The organism is Enterococcus sp. BWT-B8, assembly GCF_020567625.1.
GTDB lineage: Bacteria > Bacillota > Bacilli > Lactobacillales > Enterococcaceae > Enterococcus_L.
This window is the reverse complement of sequence record NZ_JAJDJV010000016.1, coordinates 53,279-73,505: the sequence shown is the minus strand read 5'-3', so window position 1 is coordinate 73,505 and position 20,227 is coordinate 53,279. Positions and strand designations below refer to the sequence as shown.

Here is a 20,227-nt window from a genome sequence, read left to right as displayed (position 1 = left end):
CCTTTGAATTGGTTTTTGTCGACTTTAATTCTACTGGATTTCAAGATGTCTTTCCTGTTTTTTTTTCAAAACGAAAAAAGTGTCAGTGACAATCACGCCACCAACACTAGATATTATAGAGCCAATAAACGCCTGAATTCTCTTCTTATTTTACAGAATTTCACAAAATTTTGGGAAAATTAAGCAAAAAAACCTTATTGAGAAAAGTTCTCAGTACTTTCAGCAAATTAATTGTATGTTTTTTCACAAAGAAGTAATAATTTTTGATATACTAAGGGTGTCGAAAATGAAAGCGTTACCTGAATAGGTGTAGTTTGTAAGTTTCTAATTTAAAGAAGTTGAAGGAGGGACTGAAAGGAAAATGAGTGTAAAAGAATTGACGTTTGAATTTATTGAAACGGAAAGTCAGAAACAGGAATTTGACACAGCCTTAAATTATTTAAAGGATCAGCAAGGCGCACAAATGCCTGCTTTACAGGAAGCACAGCGAATATACAGTTACTTGCCGATTGAGGTGCTGGAACGTATTTCTGAAAAACTGGATATTCCCCTAGAGGAGCTTTACAGTACTGCCACGTTTTACTCACAGTTTTCTTTTGTACCCAAAGGAGAGTTCACAATCAGTATCTGCATGGGAACAGCTTGCTATGTAAAGGGTGCGGGAAATATTTTAGATTCTTATGAAAATGAACTGCAGATCAAAGCCGGAGAAACAACAGCTGATCGAAAATTTACATTGGAATCCTGTCGCTGTATAGGTGCTTGTGGACTGGCTCCTGTTTTGACAGTTAATGAAGAAGTATATGGTCGTCTGACGCAGAAAAAAGGGGATAAAGTTCTTGCAACATACCTGAAGAAAGCTTAGTCTGTCGCGTAGTCTTTAAAACAGGAGAAAAGTCTATGAAAAATTGGAGTCAATTAAATGAGCTTCGAGAGGCATACCGAAATAAAATCAGTATTCGTCTCGATGAAGGCGGAGATTCCCAGTACAATAAGGAAATTATGGTATGTGCCGGAACAGGATGCCTGTCTTCAAAAAGCAAAGAGTTTATCCATATGATGGAAGAGGAGCTGGAAAAAAACGATATTCGTGAAACAATCAATATTGTTTCTACTGGTTGCTTTGGTTTGTGTGAACAAGGACCGATCGTTATTATCTATCCAGAAGGAACTTTTTACCATCAAGTTAAACCAAAAGATGCTAAAAAAATTGTAGCTCAACATATTATAAAAGGAGAGATTGTTGAAAAGCTGCTGTATCACGATCATAAGACGAAAGAAATTATCAATAAATTGTTGGATACTCCATTTTATCAAAAACAGGAACGGGTAGCATTGCGAAACTGCGGTCGTATTGATCCAGAAAAGATAGAAGAGTATATTGCGTTTGATGGGTATCAGGGGTTGGCTAAAGTCTTGAATGTCTATACACCAGCTGACGTTCTCAATACCTTGGAGATATCTGGTTTGCGTGGTCGAGGCGGTGCAGGGTTTCCAACCTTTATGAAATGGGGCTTTGCCAAAGAAAGCCGATCAGATCAAAAATATGTCATTTGCAACGCTGATGAGGGAGATCCAGGGGCGTTCATGGATCGTTCTGTGCTGGAGGGTGATCCGCATGCGGTTATTGAAGCAATGGCTATTGCAGGATATACGATTGGTGCGAATCAAGGCTATGTATATGTGAGAGCAGAATATCCGACAGCGGTGAAACGTCTGCGAATTGCGATTGAACAGGCTCGTGAAAATGGCTTTTTAGGTGAAAAGATTTTAGGTTCAGAGTTTTCTTTTGATTTGGATCTTCGATTAGGCTCAGGTGCATTTGTCTGTGGAGAAGAAACTGCTTTACTTGAAAGTATTGAAGGGAAGCGTGGCGAGCCGCGTCCTCGTCCGCCGTTTCCAGCAGTTAAAGGACTATTTGGAAAGCCGACTATTGTAAATAATGTGGAAACCTATGCCAATATCCCCCAAATTATCGTTAAAGGCCCTGATTGGTTTGCATCAATGGGAACCAAGAAATCTAAGGGAACGAAAGTGTTTGCTTTAGGTGGGAAGATTAAAAATACCGGTTTGGTTGAAGTGCCTATGGGGACTACTTTGAGAGAAATTGTTGAAGACATTGGCGGAGGAATTCCTGATGGCAGGACATTCAAAGCAGCACAGACTGGCGGACCGTCTGGAGGCTGTATTCCGGTAGAACACTATGATGTACCGATTGACTATGATAATTTAACAGAGATCGGCTCCATGATGGGCTCTGGCGGTCTGATTGTTATGGATGATCAAAACTGTATGGTAGATATTGCCAAGTTCTTTTTAGAATTTACAGTGGAAGAAAGCTGTGGAAAATGTGTTCCATGCAGAATAGGAACAAAAAGACTTTTGGAGCTGCTTGAAAAAATCACCATGGGGAAAGCAACACTGGAAGACTTGGATAAAATGGAAGCATTATGTCATCATATTAGTGAAAACTCGTTATGTGGTTTAGGACAGACAGCTCCAAACCCTGTGCTGTCCACCTATCATTATTTCAAAGAAGAATACCTGGCTCATGTTCTGGAACATCGTTGTCCATCAGGTGTTTGTAAAAATCTGATTCAATATACCATCGATCCGGAAAATTGTACCGGCTGCAGTGCCTGTGCAAAAACCTGTCCGGTATCAGCCATTCATGGAGAGGTCAAGAAGGTCTATGAAATTGATCAGGAAGTCTGTATTAAATGTGGATTATGTATTGACACTTGTCGCTTTAATGCAATTAATGTGGGTTAGGAGGCGGAACCTGTGAAAGAAGTTATGATTACAATTAACGGTAAAACATGTACTGCTCCTGAAGGCTCCACGATTTTAGAAGCGGCACGCTATAACAGTGTTGATATTCCGACACTTTGCTACTTAAAAGAGATTAATGAAATTGGTGCCTGTCGGATGTGTGTGGTTGAGGTTGAAGGAGCCAAAAACCTTGCGACATCTTGTGTTTATCCGATTCGTGAAGGAATGAAGATTGTCACCAATTCTGAAAAAGTCTTCCAGTCCCGAAAAATTAATCTGGAGCTGATTCTCTCCACACATGAACGTAAATGTTTGTCTTGTATCCGCAACGGAAACTGTGAACTGCAGCGTTTATGTAAAGACTTTAATGTGGATGATGAAGATTACTATAACGGTGAAAATTATGAATATGATTTTGACGACAGTACGGTTCACATGTATCGAAACAATAATAAGTGTATTCTTTGCAAGCGTTGTGTGGCAGCCTGCTCCAAACTTCAGGCAATCGGTGTAATCGGTTCGAATGAACGGGGCTTTAAAACACATATCGGCTGTGCATTTGAGCAGAATTTGGGGGAGGTTGCCTGTATTTCCTGCGGTCAGTGTATCGTTGTCTGCCCAACTGGAGCGATTGCTGAAAAAGATCAGACAAAAGAAGTCTGGAAAGCACTGGGAGATCCAGCCAAGCATGTCATTGTTCAGACTGCTCCTTCCATTCGGGTTACTTTGGGTGAAGCATTTAATATGCCGATTGGAACCAATGTTGAAGGAAAAATGGTTGCTGCGTTACGCCGAATTGGTTTCGATAAGGTTTTTGATACCAACGTAGCGGCAGATTTCACCATTATGGAAGAAGCTACTGAGTTTCTGAATCGAGTGGAAAATAATGGACCATTTCCATTGTTCACCTCCTGCTCGCCGGGATGGGTTAAATACTGTGAAGCCTATCATCCGGAATTGATTCCAAATCTTTCCAGCTGTAAATCTCCTCAGCAGATGTTCGGAGCTTTGGTTAAGACTTGGTATGCCGAAAAAATGAGAATTGATCCGAAAGATATTTTTGTAGTTGGAATTATGCCGTGTACGGCTAAAAAATTCGAAGTTACCCGAGAGGATGAAGCAGCAGCCGGCTATTCAGATGTCGATATTGCCCTGACAACCAGAGAATTGGCCCGCATGATTGACAAGGCTGGGATTCGCTTTGCAGAATTGGAAGATGAAGGATTTGATAATCCTCTTGGTGAAGCAACAGGAGCTGGTTATATTTTTGGTGCAACTGGCGGAGTAATGGAGGCAGCGCTCAGAACCGCTGTAGAAACCTTGTCGGGAGAAGCGCTGCAGCAGCTTGATTTTGATGAAGTTCGCGGAATGGCTGGAATAAAAGAAGCGACTTATGAAGTTAACGGTGTTGAGATAAAAGTGGCTGTTGCTTCTGGCATCGGTAATGCAAAACGATTGATTAACAAGATTGAAAACAATGAAGCTTTTTATCACTTTGTTGAAATTATGGGTTGTCCCGGCGGTTGTATTAATGGCGGTGGTCAGCCTGTTCAACCAGCGGCTGTACGAAATTTTATTGATCTGAAGGCAAAACGTGCCGCAGCTCTTTACGATGAAGACTCTGCCATGAAATTGCGGAAATCCAATGACAGTCCTATTGTGCAGCATCTGTACAAAGAATTTTTGGAACATCCGGGTAGTGAAAAAGCGCATCATCTTTTGCATACTTCTTATTGTGACCGATCGGCTTTGCAGCATTCTTAAAGTATTATTGGAAGTTAGGTACTTGTTACAACTTCAATGTACGAGTTAATCATAAAAAGGATGCAGGATAACCAGCTAATTTGACTGCTGCCCTGCATCCACACGGATAAGTTAAATTTCTCTCTGAAGTGCCTTTGCCAGAAGAGGAAGTATGAAGAGTGCAAGTACACCGCCGATTAGTGCTGTGAACAGCTGTGGGAAAGAAAAGACTGCTGAAACCACACTGGCATTTGGTTCAGGGATGCCGAGAACAATTGGGACAACCAGCTTAACTACTAAGCCATAAAGGACTAAAAATTTGGCTGTGGCTGCAATAACTGCAGAAATTGTAAATGCTGTCATCTGATTTGAAGAGCTTTTCCTTAAAAGATGCCAAAGAATAACGAGTGTTGCATTTCCAATTGCAATACAAAGAATAATCTGCCAGAATTTTGGTCCAATACCAAACATAAAAGCAAAGAATGGTGACATAAGTGCAATGGTTAAACCACTGGGCAAACCAACTAGAATAACGCTTACAATTAAGAGTAAATTAACGAGTGATCCGGTAAGCAGTGTACTCCCAAATCCGGAAGTAACGGCCTGTACGGCAATTAGCAATGCGAGCAGGACAGCAGTCTGAGTAATCCATAAAGTATTCTTGTTCATAATTAGTGACGTTATACTGATTGTGACTAAATTCACAAAAAACGCCTGTTCACTTCCTTTCATTCTAAATGTGGAAATCTGTGTCAGTTTAAGGAAACACAGTATCAGCAATTCCTATAACTAACATTTATTTTATGAAAGATCTTTACAGAGATTATTGTAACAGATTTTAATACATTTTTTAAAGAGAAATTTAATAGTTTGTGAATTTAAATTTATTTAAGTTATATCCTGTTATGATATATAGATATTTTAGGGTAAAAATAATTATATTTATCAGATTTTCAGTGAAAGAAGGAAACATTTATCATCGGTAACAATAAAAATTAACAATAAAGCATAAAAAATGAAAGGATGACAAATTTATGACAGCAGCAAAAATTGTATACGCCAGTGCAACGGGGAACACAGAGGGAATCTCAGAAATTTTGGAGGCTGCCTTTGAAGATTTAGGAATTGAAGTAGAACGTATCGAAGCAGATGATGCGGATGAAGATTCATATGAAGATGCAGATATCTGTGTTTTAGCAACTTATACAGATGGGGATGGCGAGCGTCCATTTGACCTGGAAGATTTTTATGAAGAAATACAGGAACAGGATCTGACTGGAAAAGTGTTTGGTGTAGTTGGCAGCGGCGACAGCGAACTGTATCCGGATTATTTCTGTTTTGCTGCAGTTGACTTTGACGAAGCACTGGCTAAGACTGGGGCAACTCGAGGAGCGGAACTGGTTAAGATTGAAAATGATGCAGATGAAGAGGATGAAAAAGTGCTTAAAGCATTTGTAAAAGCCTTGGTGGACGCAAAGGGATAAAAGGATGTGTGAGTAATTTTGTTTAAAATAATAGAACGAAAAAAACTGGCACCGACTGAGTTTGATATTTTGGTTGATGCACCGCGGATTGCAAAGAAATCTCGTCCAGGACAATTTGTGATACTGCGAATTGATGAAATGGGTGAGCGGATTCCACTGACAATCGTGGATACGAATGCTGAAAAAGGCTGGGTACGATTGATTTTTCAGGTGATTGGAAAATCAACCGCTCAACTGGCAACACTGTTGAAAGGGGACGAGCTGGCAGATTTAGTCGGACCATTGGGAAAACCGACGGAAATCGAAAATTATGGCACAGTCCTTTTAGTTGGCGGTGGTGTAGGAATAGCGGCATTGTTTCCAATCGTCAAAGGGTTGAAAGAAGCCGGCAATCGTGTAATTACCATCTTAGGAGCAAAAAATTCAGAATTACTCATATTAAGGGACGAGTGCGAAGAATATTCCGACGAATTGATTCTAATGACTGACGATGGTTCTGTAGGACAAAAAGGTCTGGTGACTCAGGCAATGGCAGAAGTTTTTCAACGTGAAAAAGTAGCTTTTGCCTGGGCGATAGGTCCAAGTATTATGATGAAATTCTGTACAATAACCGCTCAGAAGTATGATATACCTGTTTATGTTTCTTTGAACCCAATTATGATTGACGGAACGGGGATGTGCGGTGGCTGCAGAGTGACGATTTCAAATGAAATCAAGTTTGCCTGTGTGGATGGCCCGGAATTTCTGGGAGAAGCTGTTGACTGGGATGAATTTATTAATCGAATGAAGCAGTATAACTCGGAAGAGCAGCAGTCCAATGAAATGTATGAAAAGCAGGTGATACAAAATGGCTAAGGTAAAAAGAAGTTATACTCAAACGCCAATGAAAGAGCAGGAAGCATCTGTTCGCTGCCATAACTTTGAAGAGGTTGCTTTAGGATATACACTTGAAGAAGGACAGCTTGAAGCCAGCCGATGTCTCCAGTGCAAGAATGCACCCTGCATTGATAATTGTCCTGTAATGATTGATATACCGGGTTTTATCAAAGCGATTGAAGATGGGGATATGCCCAAAGCACAAGAAATATTAAGTAAATATACCAATCTACCGGCAATCTGCGGACGTGTATGCCCTCAGGAAAAACAATGTGAAATGGTTTGCCGCTTGGGGCGCTCGAAAAAATTTGAATCGGTAGCTATCGGAAAACTTGAGCGATTGGTAGCGGACTGGGCGTTGGAGCAGCCTATTGAATATAAAGAAGCAGATGAGAAGAAAGGTCGTGTGGCTGTTATTGGCTCTGGACCTTCTGGGTTAACTGCAGCAGGTGATCTAGCGAAATTAGGCTATGAAGTGATTATTTATGAGGCACTGCATGCACCAGGAGGTGTTTTAACGTATGGTATTCCTGAATTTCGTTTGCCTAAAACGGTTGTCAATAAAGAGATCGAAAGAATCGTTGCACAAGGAGTCACAATAGAGACAAATGTGGTTGTCGGCAAAACAATTACAATGGAAGAAATCATGGAAGAATTTGATGCCTGTTATTTGTCTGTCGGCGCAGGAGCGCCGAATTTTATGGGAATACCAGGGACTTCGTTGAATGGCGTGTACTCTTCCAGCGAATATCTGACAAGAATTAATTTAATGCATGGTTATCAATTTCCTAAATATGATACACCTGTTCAAAAATCGAAAAACGTTGTAGTAATTGGCGGTGGAAATGTTGCGATGGATGCCGCTCGTTCAGCAAAACGTCTGGGTGCTGAAAATGTATCCATCATCTATCGCCGTTCGTTGGAGGAGCTGCCGGCAAGAGTAGAGGAATACCATCATTCTGTGGAGGAAGGAATTCAATATCACTGGCTGACTAATCCGATTGAGTATATTGGAGATGAGTCGGGTACCTTGAAAGCTGTAAAATGTGTGAAAATGGAGCTGGGAGAAGCCGATGATTCAGGGCGGCGCCGTCCTGTAGTGATTCCCGGAAGCGAATTTATTATTGATGCAGACACAGCGATTGAAGCAATTGGTCAGGGAGCCAATAAAGTGCTGCTGGATACTTTTCCTGAACTGGCAACAAATAAATGGGGCTATATTGATGCAGACACCGAAACAGCAGCGACTTCTATTCCAGGAGTATATGCAGGCGGAGACATTGTTACAGGAGCAGCTACAGTAATCTTGGCGATGGGTGCAGGAAAAATCGCAGCAAAAGAAATTGATCAGTACATTCAAAAGGAACAACAGAAAATGCCGATTTAGGTATTAATTGAGGTGGTAAAGTAATGAGAAAAATGAAGACAATGGATGGCAATACAGCAGCAGCCTATATTTCCTATGCTTTTACCGAAGTAGCCGGAATTTACCCGATTACACCAAGTTCTACCATGGCTGAGGTTGTAGACGAATGGGCAGAAAATGGTTTAAAGAATATTTTTGGGGAAACAGTCAATTTGATTGAAATGCAATCTGAAGCCGGAGCAGCAGGAACGGTTCATGGTTCATTGAAAACGGGCGTTTTAACAACAACCTATACAGCTTCTCAGGGACTGCTTTTGATGATTCCAAATATGTTCAAAATCGCCGGTGAACTGCTTCCTACAGTATTTCATGTGGCAGCTCGAGCAGTTTCCACCAATGCGTTGAGTATTTTTGGCGATCACAGTGATGTGATGGCTGCACGGCAGACAGGCTTCTGTATGCTGGCAGAATCAAGTGTGCAGGAGGTCATGGACTTATCTGCTGTCGCACATTTAGCGAGTATTGAAGGCAGTTTGCCGTTTATGAACTTCTTTGATGGATTCCGTACCAGCCATGAGCTGCAGAAAATTGAAGCACTTGATTATGATGAACTGAAGGAAATGGTAAATTGGGAAGCACTGGAGCGGTTTAGAAAAAGAGGCATGAACCCGAATCATCCTACAGTATCGGGAACCGCACAAAATCCTGATATTCATTTCCAGCAAAGAGAAACAGTGAACAGTTATTATGATGAAATGCCGAAGATTGTACAAAAATACATGCAGAAAATTAATAATCTGCGCGGCACTAATTATGATTTAATGAACTATTATGGTGATCCGGAAGCAACTGAAGTTATTATTTCCATGGGTTCTGCTTCACCAACGATCCAGCAAACAGTAGACTATCTGAATGCTCAGGGAAGAAAAGTTGGTCATATTGATGTTCACCTGTACCGTCCTTTTCCTGCAGAAAACTTGTTGGAAAAATTGCCGAAAAAAGTAGAACGTGTGGCAGTACTGGACCGGACAAAAGAACCTGGCTCAGATGGTGAACCGTTATTGCTGGATGTGCAAAGTGTTCTTTACCGTCACGAAAATCGTCCGATCATCATTGGCGGGCGTTACGGGATTGCTTCAAAAGATGTAACGCCAAATCATATTGTGTCTGTGTTTGATCATCTGCTGCTGCCAGTAAATGAATTGAAACAGCGCTTTACAATTGGGATTAATGATGATGTGACTTACCTATCTCTGCCAATGACTGAAATGCTGGATCTTACAAAAGATACGACTTTCCAGGCGAAATTCTGGGGCTTTGGTTCAGATGGAACAGTTGGGGCAAACAAACAGGCAATCAAGATTATCGGAAATAACACAGATAAATATGCTCAGGCTTATTTCGCCTATGATTCCAAAAAATCAGGTGGACTGACTGTTTCGCATTTACGTTTCGGTGACGATCCGATTCTATCTACCTATAATGTAGAGTGTCCGGATTTTGTCGGTTGTCATAATGCAGCATATCTTCATAAGTATGATTTGGTTAAAGGGCTAAGAGATGGCGGAACCTTCCTGTTGAATACAGTATGGGATGTTGAACGAGTAAAAACTCATTTACCAAAATCGTTGAAACGCTACCTTGCAGAACATAGCATTAACTTTTACATTATCAATGCAATGGAAATTGCACAGCGTCTTGGCTTGGGACGGCGAATTAACACAGTGATGTCGGCTGCTTTCTTTGAAGTGACAGATATCATGGACCGCAGCACATTCCTGCCTTTTCTTAAAGATGAAGTAAAAGCAGCTTATGGGAAAAAATCAATGGCTATTGTTGAAAAAAACTGGGAAGCAATTGATGCAACCTTTGCAGCCTTGACGAAAGTCGATTTACCTGAAGAATGGAAAACACTGGAGAATCCAGTAGCTGCGGCAGAGATAAGTAATAAACCTGCCTACGTTCGAAATATTTTGGAACCCGTAAACCGTCAGGAAGGCAATCAGCTTTCTGTAAATGATTTGATTCAAAACGGTATGTTGGGCGGCGAAATGGCGATGGGAACTGCAGCCTATGAAAAACGTGGGATTGCATTGGAAGTGCCGGAATGGATTCCTGAAAACTGTACAATGTGTAATGAATGTGCTTTTATTTGTCCACATGCGGCTATCCGTCCGTTCCTTGCAGATGAAGCAGAGATGGAAGAAACACCGGAAGGCTTCATCACAAGGACAATGAAAGGACCGGATAATTTAGAATACCGTATCCAAGTTTCTCTGGAAGATTGTACAGGCTGTGGTCTTTGTGTGGAAATGTGTCCTGCCAAAGATAAAGCGCTGGTGATGAAATCATACGAAGAGCAAAAAGAACAGGCTCTGAACTGGGCATTTGCGATGACCTTGAGGCAAAAAGCAAATCCAATCAAAAAATTCTCAATCAAAGGTTCTCAATTTGAACAGCCGCTGATTGAATTTTCGGGAGCTTGTGCAGGCTGTGGTGAAACACCATATGTTAAACTGCTTACTCAGCTTTATGGGGATCGTATGATGATTGCTAATACTACCGGCTGTTCATCGATTTGGGGTGCGTCTGCCCCAGCTACACCTTATACTGTAAATGCAGAGGGCAAAGGACCTGCTTGGAGCAATTCATTGTTTGAAGATAATGCAGAATATGGGTTAGGTATGTATATTGCGAATGAAACCAAGCGTAAGCGTTTGGCTGTGCTGCTGCAAAAAGCAGTTGACAACGGCTACGGATCTGAAACAACACAGGCACAAATGCAGGATTGGCTGGATCATGCAGCTGAAGGAGAAGGGACACAGCAGCGGGCTGCCAAACTGGCTCAGGCTCTTCGTGAAGATAGAGATGATCGAGTGAAAGAGATTTTGAATCATGAAGAAATGTTTGCAAAACCAAGTCAGTGGATGCTTGGCGGAGACGGCTGGGCATATGATATCGGCTACAGCGGAATCGACCATGTTCTGGCTACAGGAGCAGATGTAAATATCTTCGTAATGGATAATGAAGTTTATGCTAATACTGGTGGGCAGATGTCTAAAGCCACTCCAACCTCAGCGATTGCGAAATTTGCTGCCGGCGGGAAAAAGACAAAGAAAAAAGATCTTGGTTTAATGGCAATGGCTTACCGGGATGTGTATGTAGCATCAATTTCCATTGAAGCAAATCCGGCTCAGGCTTTGAAAGCAATAACAGAGGCAGAAAGCTATCCGGGACCATCTTTGATTATCGGCTATACTCCATGTATCAATCATGGTCAGCGTGGTGGCATGAGTCAGTCCATTAAAGTTGCGAAAGATGCAGTTGAATCAGGATACTGGCCGCTTTATCGTCATGATCCTCGTCTAAGAGCAAAAGGCAAGGATCCAATGCGTGTAGACTTTAAAAAAGCAGACTTCTCAAAAATGGAAGATTTCCTGCGCAGTCAGGTACGTTTCTCAGCATTGCGTAATATAAAACAGGATGAAATTGAAGTGGAACAAATGCTTCATCAGACAGTTACGGACATGGAAGAACGCTCAGAAAGCTATACTCAGTTATTGAAGAAATAAGAATTGGAGATATTGATTAAAAAGAAATACTTACAATCCTATTTGAAGTTCTTCAACAGTAAGGAAAATGATAAGTAGTAAATGGTCTGTCGATCTCCGATAGCGCATAAATACAGGGAGATCGACAGACTTTTCTTTGAAATAGAATGTTTTGAATAGAAAACGCTGATTTTCCGGAGTTTAAGGATCAAAAATTTAATTATGGAAAAAGAAATATCTTTTCAGCAAATTGACTTTTGTAATATATGTAGTTTAAAATGTAAGGGTAGAATGATTCAGAAAAAGAGATCGACAGAATAGCCGCTAGAAACCCTTATTTAGCAAGAGGTGAAATCGGGTGGGTTTTAATCTAAACAGAGTGTAATGTAAATTCTAATTGAAATTTGAAGCTTTCCACGACTGATAATGTTTTAATCTAAACAGAGTGTAATGTAAATTCAAAAGAGGTTGAAACAGCTTTAAACGAATTGCTAGTTTTAATCTAAACAGAGTGTAATGTAAATGCCGATTTGAAAGATTCAGTAAATCAAATGACAGACGTTTTAATCTAAACAGAGTGTAATGTAAATTAAAAAAAGGTAGTGTAGGTAGTTTAATGGCGTATTCGTTTTAATCTAAACAGAGTGTAATGTAAATAAGGTAGACAGACAAACGTGATAACTCTTCCTTTCAAGTTTTAATCTAAACAGAGTGTAATGTAAATTCCAATGCTTCAGTCGATGACGGTAGTTGTTATTGGTTTTAATCTAAACAGAGTGTAATGTAAATTCGTTTTTTTTGGTTCTACAAGACTTTTCGTGGAGTTTTAATCTAAACAGAGTGTAATGTAAATTAATATATATAACGTCATCTGAACACATCTAATTTGTTTTAATCTAAACAGAGTGTAATGTAAATAAATTTTTTTCACACATACTTACAGCTCCTTTCCTGTTTTAATCTAAACAGAGTGTAATGTAAATTCCTATCTCAATTCGATAGTAAACGTTATTATGCCGTTTTAATCTAAACAGAGTGTAATGTAAATGCTGATTTAAAAGAATCAGTAAATCAAATGACAGACGTTTTAATCTAAACAGAGTGTAATGTAAATTTTCTATCAAAAAGTTCAGCAATCACATTGCCTTTGGTTTTAATCTAAACAGAGTGTAATGTAAATTGTTTTCGGCACCTTCAAAACAGATTTCTATACTTCGTTTTAATCTAAACAGAGTGTAATGTAAATAGCAAAACGTCAAGTTGAAACTGTTCAGAAGCCGTCGTTTTAATCTAAACAGAGTGTAATGTAAATGATTGTATTTCAAGCGTTAACGTCTCTAGTGCTTCCGTTTTAATCTAAACAGAGTGTAATGTAAATTTTTTTCAAGATCATGTGTTTTTTGGTGGTGGTATGTTTTAATCTAAACAGAGTGTAATGTAAATTTGAATAATTTTAATAAGCATTACGGTAGAAACATGTTTTAATCTAAACAGAGTGTAATGTAAATACTACGACTAGTGTTGTATGACATCTTTGCACATACGTTTTAATCTAAACAGAGTGTAATGTAAATCCTTCATACAAAAAGGAGCTGATAATATGGACGTATGTTTTAATCTAAACAGAGTGTAATGTAAATATCGATAATAGATATGATGCAGCGTTTCTGCCTTGTGTTTTAATCTAAACAGAGTGTAATGTAAATAATTTTTAGAACTATATGATGTTGATGCAATCATAGGTTTTAATCTAAACAGAGTGTAATGTAAATCCTTTTAAAATAGATCGTAATACTTTTGATTAACGTTTTAATCTAAACATAATGTAATGTAAACGTTTCAATGTCAACTGTTTTCTCATTGACTTGTTGGTCTTAATCTAAACAGAGTGTTTTTCTCATAAGCTAATATATTGATTCAGCTCAAATAAAAAAAGCCAAGACGCAGTTTGTCTTAGCTTTATATAATCTATTTCTTTTTTGTAAATCCCTGTGCTTCAAAATCTTCAACAGTTTTTTTGAAGCTGACATTATCTGAGTCGTCACTTACTGCAAGTCCAAGTGTGGAAGCATCTGCTTTTTCAAGGTCAACGGACATTGTAAGTAGTAATGTTGTATCTGTAAATTTCATGTCCATAGAAGTACCTTCTCCATCTTCATAAGCCTCGTACATAGAACGAACTCTTTCTTCAAGAGCTTCCTTGGTTTCATCATCAATGAAATATCCATCCTCATACCCAAAATAAGAGTACGGATAGTCCATTTTTTGGTCAACTTTGATCAACTTATCTCCTTCATGTGTGAAGATCGCTTCCATAGTTGCACCCTCAATCTCGACTGTATAGGTGCTGGTTTCAGCTTTTGCACCCCCACCATTTCCGCATGCTGTGAAAAGCAAAGCAAGCAACATAATTATTGATGCTTTCAAGTATTTTTTCATTATTGAACCCCTTTTATTTATTTGGTAATTCAAAATATATTCGCCTAAAACCTCCAAATCCTTGATACGCAAGAATTCATAACCTGTTTCGTTCTTCTTCCCTTATAACAATTTAATTATGTTATTTTAGGTATCGAAGTGAACACTTTACACTGAGCAGTATTGAGCTGCAATAATTGTTTTGATACGCATTTTTTAACTCCGTAATGCTCAATAATATAGGCTTTTTGTTAAATGTTATAGTTATTTAATTGGTCAGTTTTTCATAGATTCTTTTGAGTTACCATTTATTTTATAACAAACTTTAGTTTATCAGACCTGAATGAATCATTCAATCTCAGCTTTTTTCAAAAATCGTAATTTTTTGAGAAAAATATTATAGAGAGACTTTTTTATTGAAAAATCTTTTCTATTTCAATCTTTTCTCTAGTATAATTATTTTTGTAAGGGGATAAATAATAGCTGTGAATAATGGTCAAAATTAGTTGATATAATTAAAGAAGCAGAATAGAATTGCTTGAAACTTAGGGAAGGTGCAGAATCTGAAGATTAAAAAAAGAAGTTAACGTACATTTTCTTTTAGAGGCATCGGGATGGAAAGGACGGCTCGGTTTCAAAATGCTGCTTCAGTCAATGGTGGTCTTGTCAGTTTAGAGATAAAGAAAAGTTCATGATTGTAAAGCAGAGCAACTATCTAAAGTTCAATCAGGACGACAGCCTAATGAAATTTTTGCAGGACACGAAAAACAGAGTTCTGATGGAGACCAGCCCTGTAGATAAAATCTGAGGGCTAAGTATGATTGAGGATAGTCCATCAATAGAAAATTTTCTGCAATGGAAAGGTGAAAATCTTTTGGTTTTGCTCTGATGGAAGTCAGAGAACAATTAATACAGCAAGTCCAAGTAATCACTATTGGAGCATACAAGTTAAAATTTTCTATTATTGAACATCATGTACAGACTATTTTTTAATGTAATTTATAATTTGGTAAAAGAAATAGCTATCTATCAATATATCTTCTTGAATCGCGAAAGGAGCAATAATGGATCAATTCAAAAAAATTAAATTGTTAGTCTGCGATATGGATGGAACATTGACTTATGAAGAAAGTGACAATGCTGCCTATACTCCTTCAAAAAAAGGATTACCGGAACGCAACCATCAGTCAATCAGTGAATTTATTGAAGCTGGTGGATTGTTTTGTGTAGCAACAGGACGCTTATTGGAAGATGTGCGTTCTGTTCTTGGAGACGAGTTGTTTTCAAAAAGTTATAAGATCGTTCAAAATGGTTCATTTGCAATGGATCGTGAAAGCAATATAGCAGCGGAGGATTTCTTCTCAGAAGAACAGTCAAAAAGGATTTATGCAAAATTGCGCAGCTTAAATCTGCCATTCAGCTGTTCAACGCTAAACCAGCATACGTATGAGTCGTATGTCTCTGATGAACTGATGGAACAGGCATTTGGTAATGTTGTAGAAAAAATGGAGATAACGGAAAAGTTCGCTCATCCGGAAAATCCTGCGAATATTTGCGTGGTTCGAGAAAATGTAAATGATTTGCGTAAAGACATGGAGAGACTTCACAGAGTTCTGGCAGATGAAGAAGTAAACTATCAAATCACCAGTCCATATACCATTGATATTAACCCAAAAAGTGTGAATAAAGGAGCTGCAGTAAGTTCTCTGGTTGAGCAATTTGGAATTAAAGCAACAGAGGTAGCCGTTGTAGGAGATTCGTACAACGATATTAGTATGTTCCGCTGCTTCCCAAATTCATATGCAATGACTCATGCCGAAGAAGGAGTCAAAAAGTACGCAAATCATCAGATTTCTATGGTTGCAGAGGTGTTTACTGAGGGGTGTTCCATAGAATAGGCTATTAGGATTGAAGTCTGATTGTCGAATAATAAACAAACAGATAAAATTAAGAGTTAGTAAGACAGGGCGAAAAGCTGGTTCCTGTCTTTGTTTTTTGCTATCATTTGGAGTAATGAATAAATCAGAAAATAAAAGGAGTAAAAAAATGAAAAAAGCAATGATAATTATTGGATCAATCCTTGGAGTGATGCTGTTAGTAGTCGTGATTTATGTAGGCTATGTCTTTTTTGGTTATTCCCGCATAGAAGATGATCTGATACTTAAGGTTGAACAAAAAGCGAAAGATAGTCAGGTGGAAACGGATAAAGAATATACTGCAGTCACCTTTAATATTGGGTATGGCGCATACCCTCCGGACTATACATTCTTTATGGATGGCGGAAAAGAATCAAAAGCTCGAAGTAAGGAATCTGTAAATGAAAATATTGAAGGAGTAGTCAAAACCCTTGAACGAATTAATGCAGATTTTGCAGTACTTCAGGAAGTGGATGAAAAAGCAACAAGAAGTCATGGTGTGAATGAAGTAAAAATGATCAGCGACAGCTTTGGCGACTATTCTGCTGTTTCAGCAACCAACTACGATTCAGCCTATTTAATGTATCCGGTACTAGATCCGATTGGTAAATCTAAATCAGGTATTTTAAGTTTAAGCAACACAAAAATAAATTCAAGTATTCGCTATAGCCTGCCTATAGAAACGTCGTTTAATAAATTCTTTGATTTGGACCGTGCGTTTACCGTTTCAGAAATTGATGTAGCAAACGGCAAGAAAATGATGTTGTACAATGTTCATTTATCAGCCTACATGAAAGACGAAGAAATTCAAAAGAACCAAATTATGACATTGTTTGACCATATGGAAAATGAATATAAAAACGGGAATTATGTTGTTTGCGGAGGGGACTTTAATCATGATCTGCTCCCTTCTTCTTCTAAAACATTTGGAAATGACACAAGCAAAGATTATTCATGGCTGCAGCCATTCCCTAAAGAAGATCTGCCGGAGGGACTGGCAGTCACTGATTTCACTGATGACGGGGAGCCTGTACCATCAACCAGAAACCTGGATACCCCTTATGAAAAAGGAAAATCATTCGTAGCTCTAATTGACGGTTTTATCGTATCAGACAATGTTGAGGCACTGGAAACAAAAGTATTGGATGAATCCTTCCAGTATTCAGATCATCACCCAGTAACGATGACATTTAAATTGAAGGAATCAAATTAATTCGAGCTTCTATTTAACAAAATTGAATAACTCAAAAAACGCTGAGGTCTTTAAGATTTCAGTGTTTTTTTCTATAGAAAAGAATTATCAGGAATTTGAGGGATAAACTTCTTTCTTTACAAAGCTGTATTTGTCAATTATAGTATCATTAATGAATACCCGTAGGGGTATAAAAAGGAGAGAGCGTATGTTTCTATTTAATCGTACACCGTCTATATCAGGAAAGGATCTGGAAAAGAAGCTGGCTGAAACGTTAACAATCATAGATGTTCGGGAAAAGGCTGAATTTTCAGGCGGCCATATCCCCGGTGCAGTGAACGTTCCGCTTGGAAAAATATCTGGATATAAACCGAAAACAGATCCACCAATATATGTCATCTGTCAGTCAGGAATCAGAAGTAAACGGGCAGTAAAGAATTTAGAAAAAAGAAAAATTCAGGCAGTCCATGTAAAAGGCGGTATGATCCGTTGGCAGGGTGCAGTTAAGGGAGGAAATTATTAATGAAAGTAGTGGTTATCGGCGGAGTAGCAGGCGGAATGTCAGCTGCAACCAGATTAAGACGTCTGTCTGAAGAAGCAGAAATTATTGTTTTGGAAAAAGGACCTTACGTGTCGTTTGCAAATTGCGGGCTGCCTTACTACGTTTCTGGAGAAATCAGTGAGCGTGAAGAATTAATAGTGCAAACTCCAGAGCAGTTGAAAAGACGATTCAATATTGATGTAATGGTAGAAACAGAAGCTATTAAAATTGACAGACATCATAAAACAGTACAGATTGACAGAAACGGAAAAACAGAAGCAATCTCTTATGACAAGCTGATACTTTCGCCGGGAGCAGAGCCATTGCTGCCGCCAATCAGCGGACTTCAGGACGCTGAAAATGTCTACACCTTAAGAAATGTTCCTGATGTAGACAAAATTACGGAAGAAATTAAGACAAAACAGCCTGAAAAAGCGATTGTCATTGGAGCTGGTTTTATCGGATTGGAAATGGCAGAGAATCTAAAATATTTGGGCTTGGATGTGACAATTGTTGAAGCAGCTCCTCAGCTGCTGCCTCCTTTAGATCCTGAGATGGCAGTTTTTGTGGAAAATCGGTTGAAGGAAGCTGGAATAAACGTGATGACGAATGCGGCAGTGCAAGAGTTTAAAGCAAATGGTAAAACTCTTAAGCTAAGTAATGGAAAGGAACTCACAAGTGATTTTACAATCCTTTCCATCGGTATAAAACCTGTGAACAAACTGGCTGTTGAAGTAGGTCTGGAGATGGGCTTGCGTGGAGGTATTTTAGTAAATGAGAAGTATCAGACAACAGATGAAGATATTTTTGCTGTGGGAGATGCAATTGTTGTCAAACAGCAAATATCCGGAACAGAAGCAATGATTTCTCTGGCTTCCCCTGCCAATCGTCAGGGAAGACAGGTTGCAGATGTGATTTCAAATATTGACAGAAAAAATAAAGGAAGCATCGGTACGGCAGTTGTCAGAGTTTTTGACCTGGCTGCAGCAAGTACCGGCTTAAATGAGCGGCAGTTAAAGGCCCTGAATCTGAATTATAAGGTCGTTCACATCGTGGCAAAAAGTCATGCTGGATATTTTCCTGGTAGTCAGCCTATTATCTTGAAGCTATTATTTAATCCAATTAGTGGTAAAATATATGGGGCGCAGGCAATTGGTAAAGATGGCGCAGATAAACGAATTGACATTTTGGCAACAGCAATTAAAGCAGATTTGACCGTTATGGATCTTCCAGAGCTGGAATTTACTTATGCTCCGCCATTTGGATCAGCTAAAGATCCGGTAAATATGATTGGCTATGCAGCGTTGAATATTGTAGAAGGTATTTCAGATAATATTCAGTTTTATGAATTGAAAGAAGCAAGAAAAGCGGGGGCTGTATTACTGGATGTTCGAAATACAGAGGAACTAAAAAATAATGGGAGCATTGGAGAAGATATTAATATTCCATTGGATGAACTTAGAACTCGGTTGAATGAGCTTCCAAAGGATAAGCAGATTATTGTCAGCTGTCAAAGTGGACAGCGGAGCTATCTGGCAGAAAGAATTTTAAAGAACAATGGATTTGATGTGAAAAATCTTGATGGAGCATTTCAAATCTATAGCGCCGTATATCCCGGGGAGGTAATAAAATAGTGTATCAAACAATGATGATTCCAGAATTTGAACAGCTGATAAAGAAAAAGAATGTGAATATTCTAGATGTCCGGGAAGAAGATGAGTTTCAATCAGGACACATTGATGGGGCTGTAAATATACCATTAAGCGTTTTTTCTGAAACAGCTGAGAGATTGGAAAAAGATAAAGATTACTACGTTATCTGTCACTCGGGCTCACGTTCACAACTGGCTTGTCAGCTTTTAGGGTCTAAAGGATTTACAACGACAAATATCATGGGCGGCATGTCAGCCTGGAGAGGAGATATCGTGTAATGGAATGTGATAAAAAGATAGCGAATCGACTGAAACGGTCGGAAGGACAGGTACGTGGTATTCTTAAAATGATGGAAGAAGGAAAAGACTGCCGGGAAGTTGTGACGCAGCTGATGGCTGTTCGGTCCAGTATCGACAAAGTTATTGGTCTGGTTGTAACAGAAAATCTTGTACAGTGCATGCAGGAAAAAGACATCGATTTAACCAGTGAAGATGTTGAAAAAGCGCTGGAAATGATAATAAAAACTAGATAAAAATAGAATCTGTTGACCTCCGATAGTGTAAAAATATGGGGAGATCGACAGATTTTTTGTTAGAATAGTCAAATTTGCAGTAGAAATTATTGATTTGATAGGATTTTCTGCTATGCGTAAGTAAACGAATTATTCAACATCATTGACTTTAATTCTTTCTCTCCTGTAAAAATAAATAGAGAAC

Annotated in this window: 15 protein-coding genes and 1 CRISPR repeat array; of the genes, 13 read left to right on the top strand and 2 right to left on the bottom strand. The window is 38.9% G+C overall.

Annotated elements, in window-relative coordinates; genetic code table 11:
* Positions 1 to 361 precede the first annotated feature (361 nt).
* From LI951_RS13460 to LI951_RS13450, 3 genes are read left to right on the top strand one after another with little or no spacing between them, the layout of a single operon-like run.
* Complete coding sequence (locus tag LI951_RS13460) at positions 362 to 865, top strand: complex I 24 kDa subunit family protein (protein WP_202066932.1); 504 nt, start codon at positions 362 to 364, stop codon at positions 863 to 865.
* A gap of 35 nt (positions 866 to 900) precedes the next feature.
* Positions 901 to 2,772, top strand: a complete 1,872-nt coding sequence (locus LI951_RS13455; RefSeq protein ID WP_229442527.1) for an NADH-ubiquinone oxidoreductase-F iron-sulfur binding region domain-containing protein — start codon at positions 901 to 903, stop codon at positions 2,770 to 2,772.
* Between the two features lie 12 nt (positions 2,773 to 2,784).
* Positions 2,785 to 4,536, top strand: a complete 1,752-nt coding sequence (locus LI951_RS13450) for an NADH-dependent [FeFe] hydrogenase, group A6 (protein ID WP_229442526.1) — start codon at positions 2,785 to 2,787, stop codon at positions 4,534 to 4,536.
* Between the two features lie 111 nt (positions 4,537 to 4,647).
* Here LI951_RS13450 and LI951_RS13445 read toward each other — a convergent pair whose 3' ends face one another.
* Positions 4,648 to 5,220: an ECF transporter S component gene (locus LI951_RS13445; protein WP_229442525.1), complete on the bottom strand. Its 573-nt coding sequence runs from the start codon at positions 5,218 to 5,220 to the stop codon at positions 4,648 to 4,650.
* 329 nt (positions 5,221 to 5,549) lie between these two features.
* On the opposite strand from LI951_RS13445, the gene LI951_RS13440 reads away from it, so the two are divergent.
* From LI951_RS13440 to nifJ, 4 genes are read left to right on the top strand one after another with little or no spacing between them, the layout of a single operon-like run.
* On the top strand, positions 5,550 to 5,999 hold the full coding sequence (locus tag LI951_RS13440) for a flavodoxin (protein WP_202066935.1): 450 nt from the start codon (positions 5,550 to 5,552) through the stop codon (positions 5,997 to 5,999).
* An 18-nt stretch (positions 6,000 to 6,017) separates the two neighbouring features.
* Positions 6,018 to 6,854 (top strand): sulfide/dihydroorotate dehydrogenase-like FAD/NAD-binding protein, encoded by an 837-nt coding sequence (locus LI951_RS13435; RefSeq protein ID WP_229442524.1) that lies wholly within the window; start codon positions 6,018 to 6,020, stop codon positions 6,852 to 6,854.
* Positions 6,847 to 8,262, top strand: a complete 1,416-nt coding sequence (gene gltA, locus LI951_RS13430) for an NADPH-dependent glutamate synthase (protein ID WP_202066937.1) — start codon at positions 6,847 to 6,849, stop codon at positions 8,260 to 8,262. Before LI951_RS13435 ends, gltA begins: the two co-directional genes overlap by 8 nt.
* Before the next feature lie 23 nt (positions 8,263 to 8,285).
* Positions 8,286 to 11,813, top strand: a complete 3,528-nt coding sequence (gene nifJ / locus LI951_RS13425) for a pyruvate:ferredoxin (flavodoxin) oxidoreductase (protein WP_229442523.1) — start codon at positions 8,286 to 8,288, stop codon at positions 11,811 to 11,813.
* Between the two features lie 341 nt (positions 11,814 to 12,154).
* A CRISPR array of direct repeats spans positions 12,155 to 13,628; the repeat unit is 30 nt; unit sequence GTTTTAATCTAAACAGAGTGTAATGTAAAT.
* 132 nt (positions 13,629 to 13,760) lie between these two features.
* On the opposite strand, the gene LI951_RS13420 is transcribed toward nifJ, so the two are convergent.
* A complete protein-coding gene (locus tag LI951_RS13420) occupies positions 13,761 to 14,231 on the bottom strand; it encodes a DUF1307 domain-containing protein (protein ID WP_202066939.1) in 471 nt (156 codons plus the stop codon).
* A 1,043-nt stretch (positions 14,232 to 15,274) separates the two neighbouring features.
* Here LI951_RS13420 and LI951_RS13415 point away from each other — a divergent pair.
* From LI951_RS13415 to LI951_RS13390, 6 genes are all read left to right on the top strand, one after another.
* Positions 15,275 to 16,108 (top strand): HAD-IIB family hydrolase, encoded by an 834-nt coding sequence (locus tag LI951_RS13415; RefSeq protein WP_229442522.1) that lies wholly within the window; start codon positions 15,275 to 15,277, stop codon positions 16,106 to 16,108.
* Positions 16,109 to 16,256: 148 nt separating this feature from the next.
* Positions 16,257 to 17,339: an endonuclease/exonuclease/phosphatase family protein gene (locus LI951_RS13410; protein ID WP_229442521.1), complete on the top strand. Its 1,083-nt coding sequence runs from the start codon at positions 16,257 to 16,259 to the stop codon at positions 17,337 to 17,339.
* Positions 17,340 to 17,526: 187 nt separating this feature from the next.
* Positions 17,527 to 17,841: a rhodanese-like domain-containing protein gene (locus LI951_RS13405; RefSeq protein ID WP_202066942.1), complete on the top strand. Its 315-nt coding sequence runs from the start codon at positions 17,527 to 17,529 to the stop codon at positions 17,839 to 17,841.
* Positions 17,841 to 19,493 (top strand): FAD-dependent oxidoreductase, encoded by a 1,653-nt coding sequence (locus LI951_RS13400; protein ID WP_229442520.1) that lies wholly within the window; start codon positions 17,841 to 17,843, stop codon positions 19,491 to 19,493. Before LI951_RS13405 ends, LI951_RS13400 begins: the two co-directional genes overlap by 1 nt.
* Complete coding sequence (locus LI951_RS13395; protein ID WP_229442519.1) at positions 19,493 to 19,789, top strand: rhodanese-like domain-containing protein; 297 nt, start codon at positions 19,493 to 19,495, stop codon at positions 19,787 to 19,789. The genes LI951_RS13400 and LI951_RS13395 overlap by 1 nt, the downstream gene beginning before the upstream one ends.
* Positions 19,789 to 20,043 (top strand): metal-sensitive transcriptional regulator, encoded by a 255-nt coding sequence (locus LI951_RS13390; RefSeq protein WP_202066945.1) that lies wholly within the window; start codon positions 19,789 to 19,791, stop codon positions 20,041 to 20,043. The genes LI951_RS13395 and LI951_RS13390 overlap by 1 nt, the downstream gene beginning before the upstream one ends.
* The last annotated feature ends 184 nt before the right edge of the window (positions 20,044 to 20,227 follow it).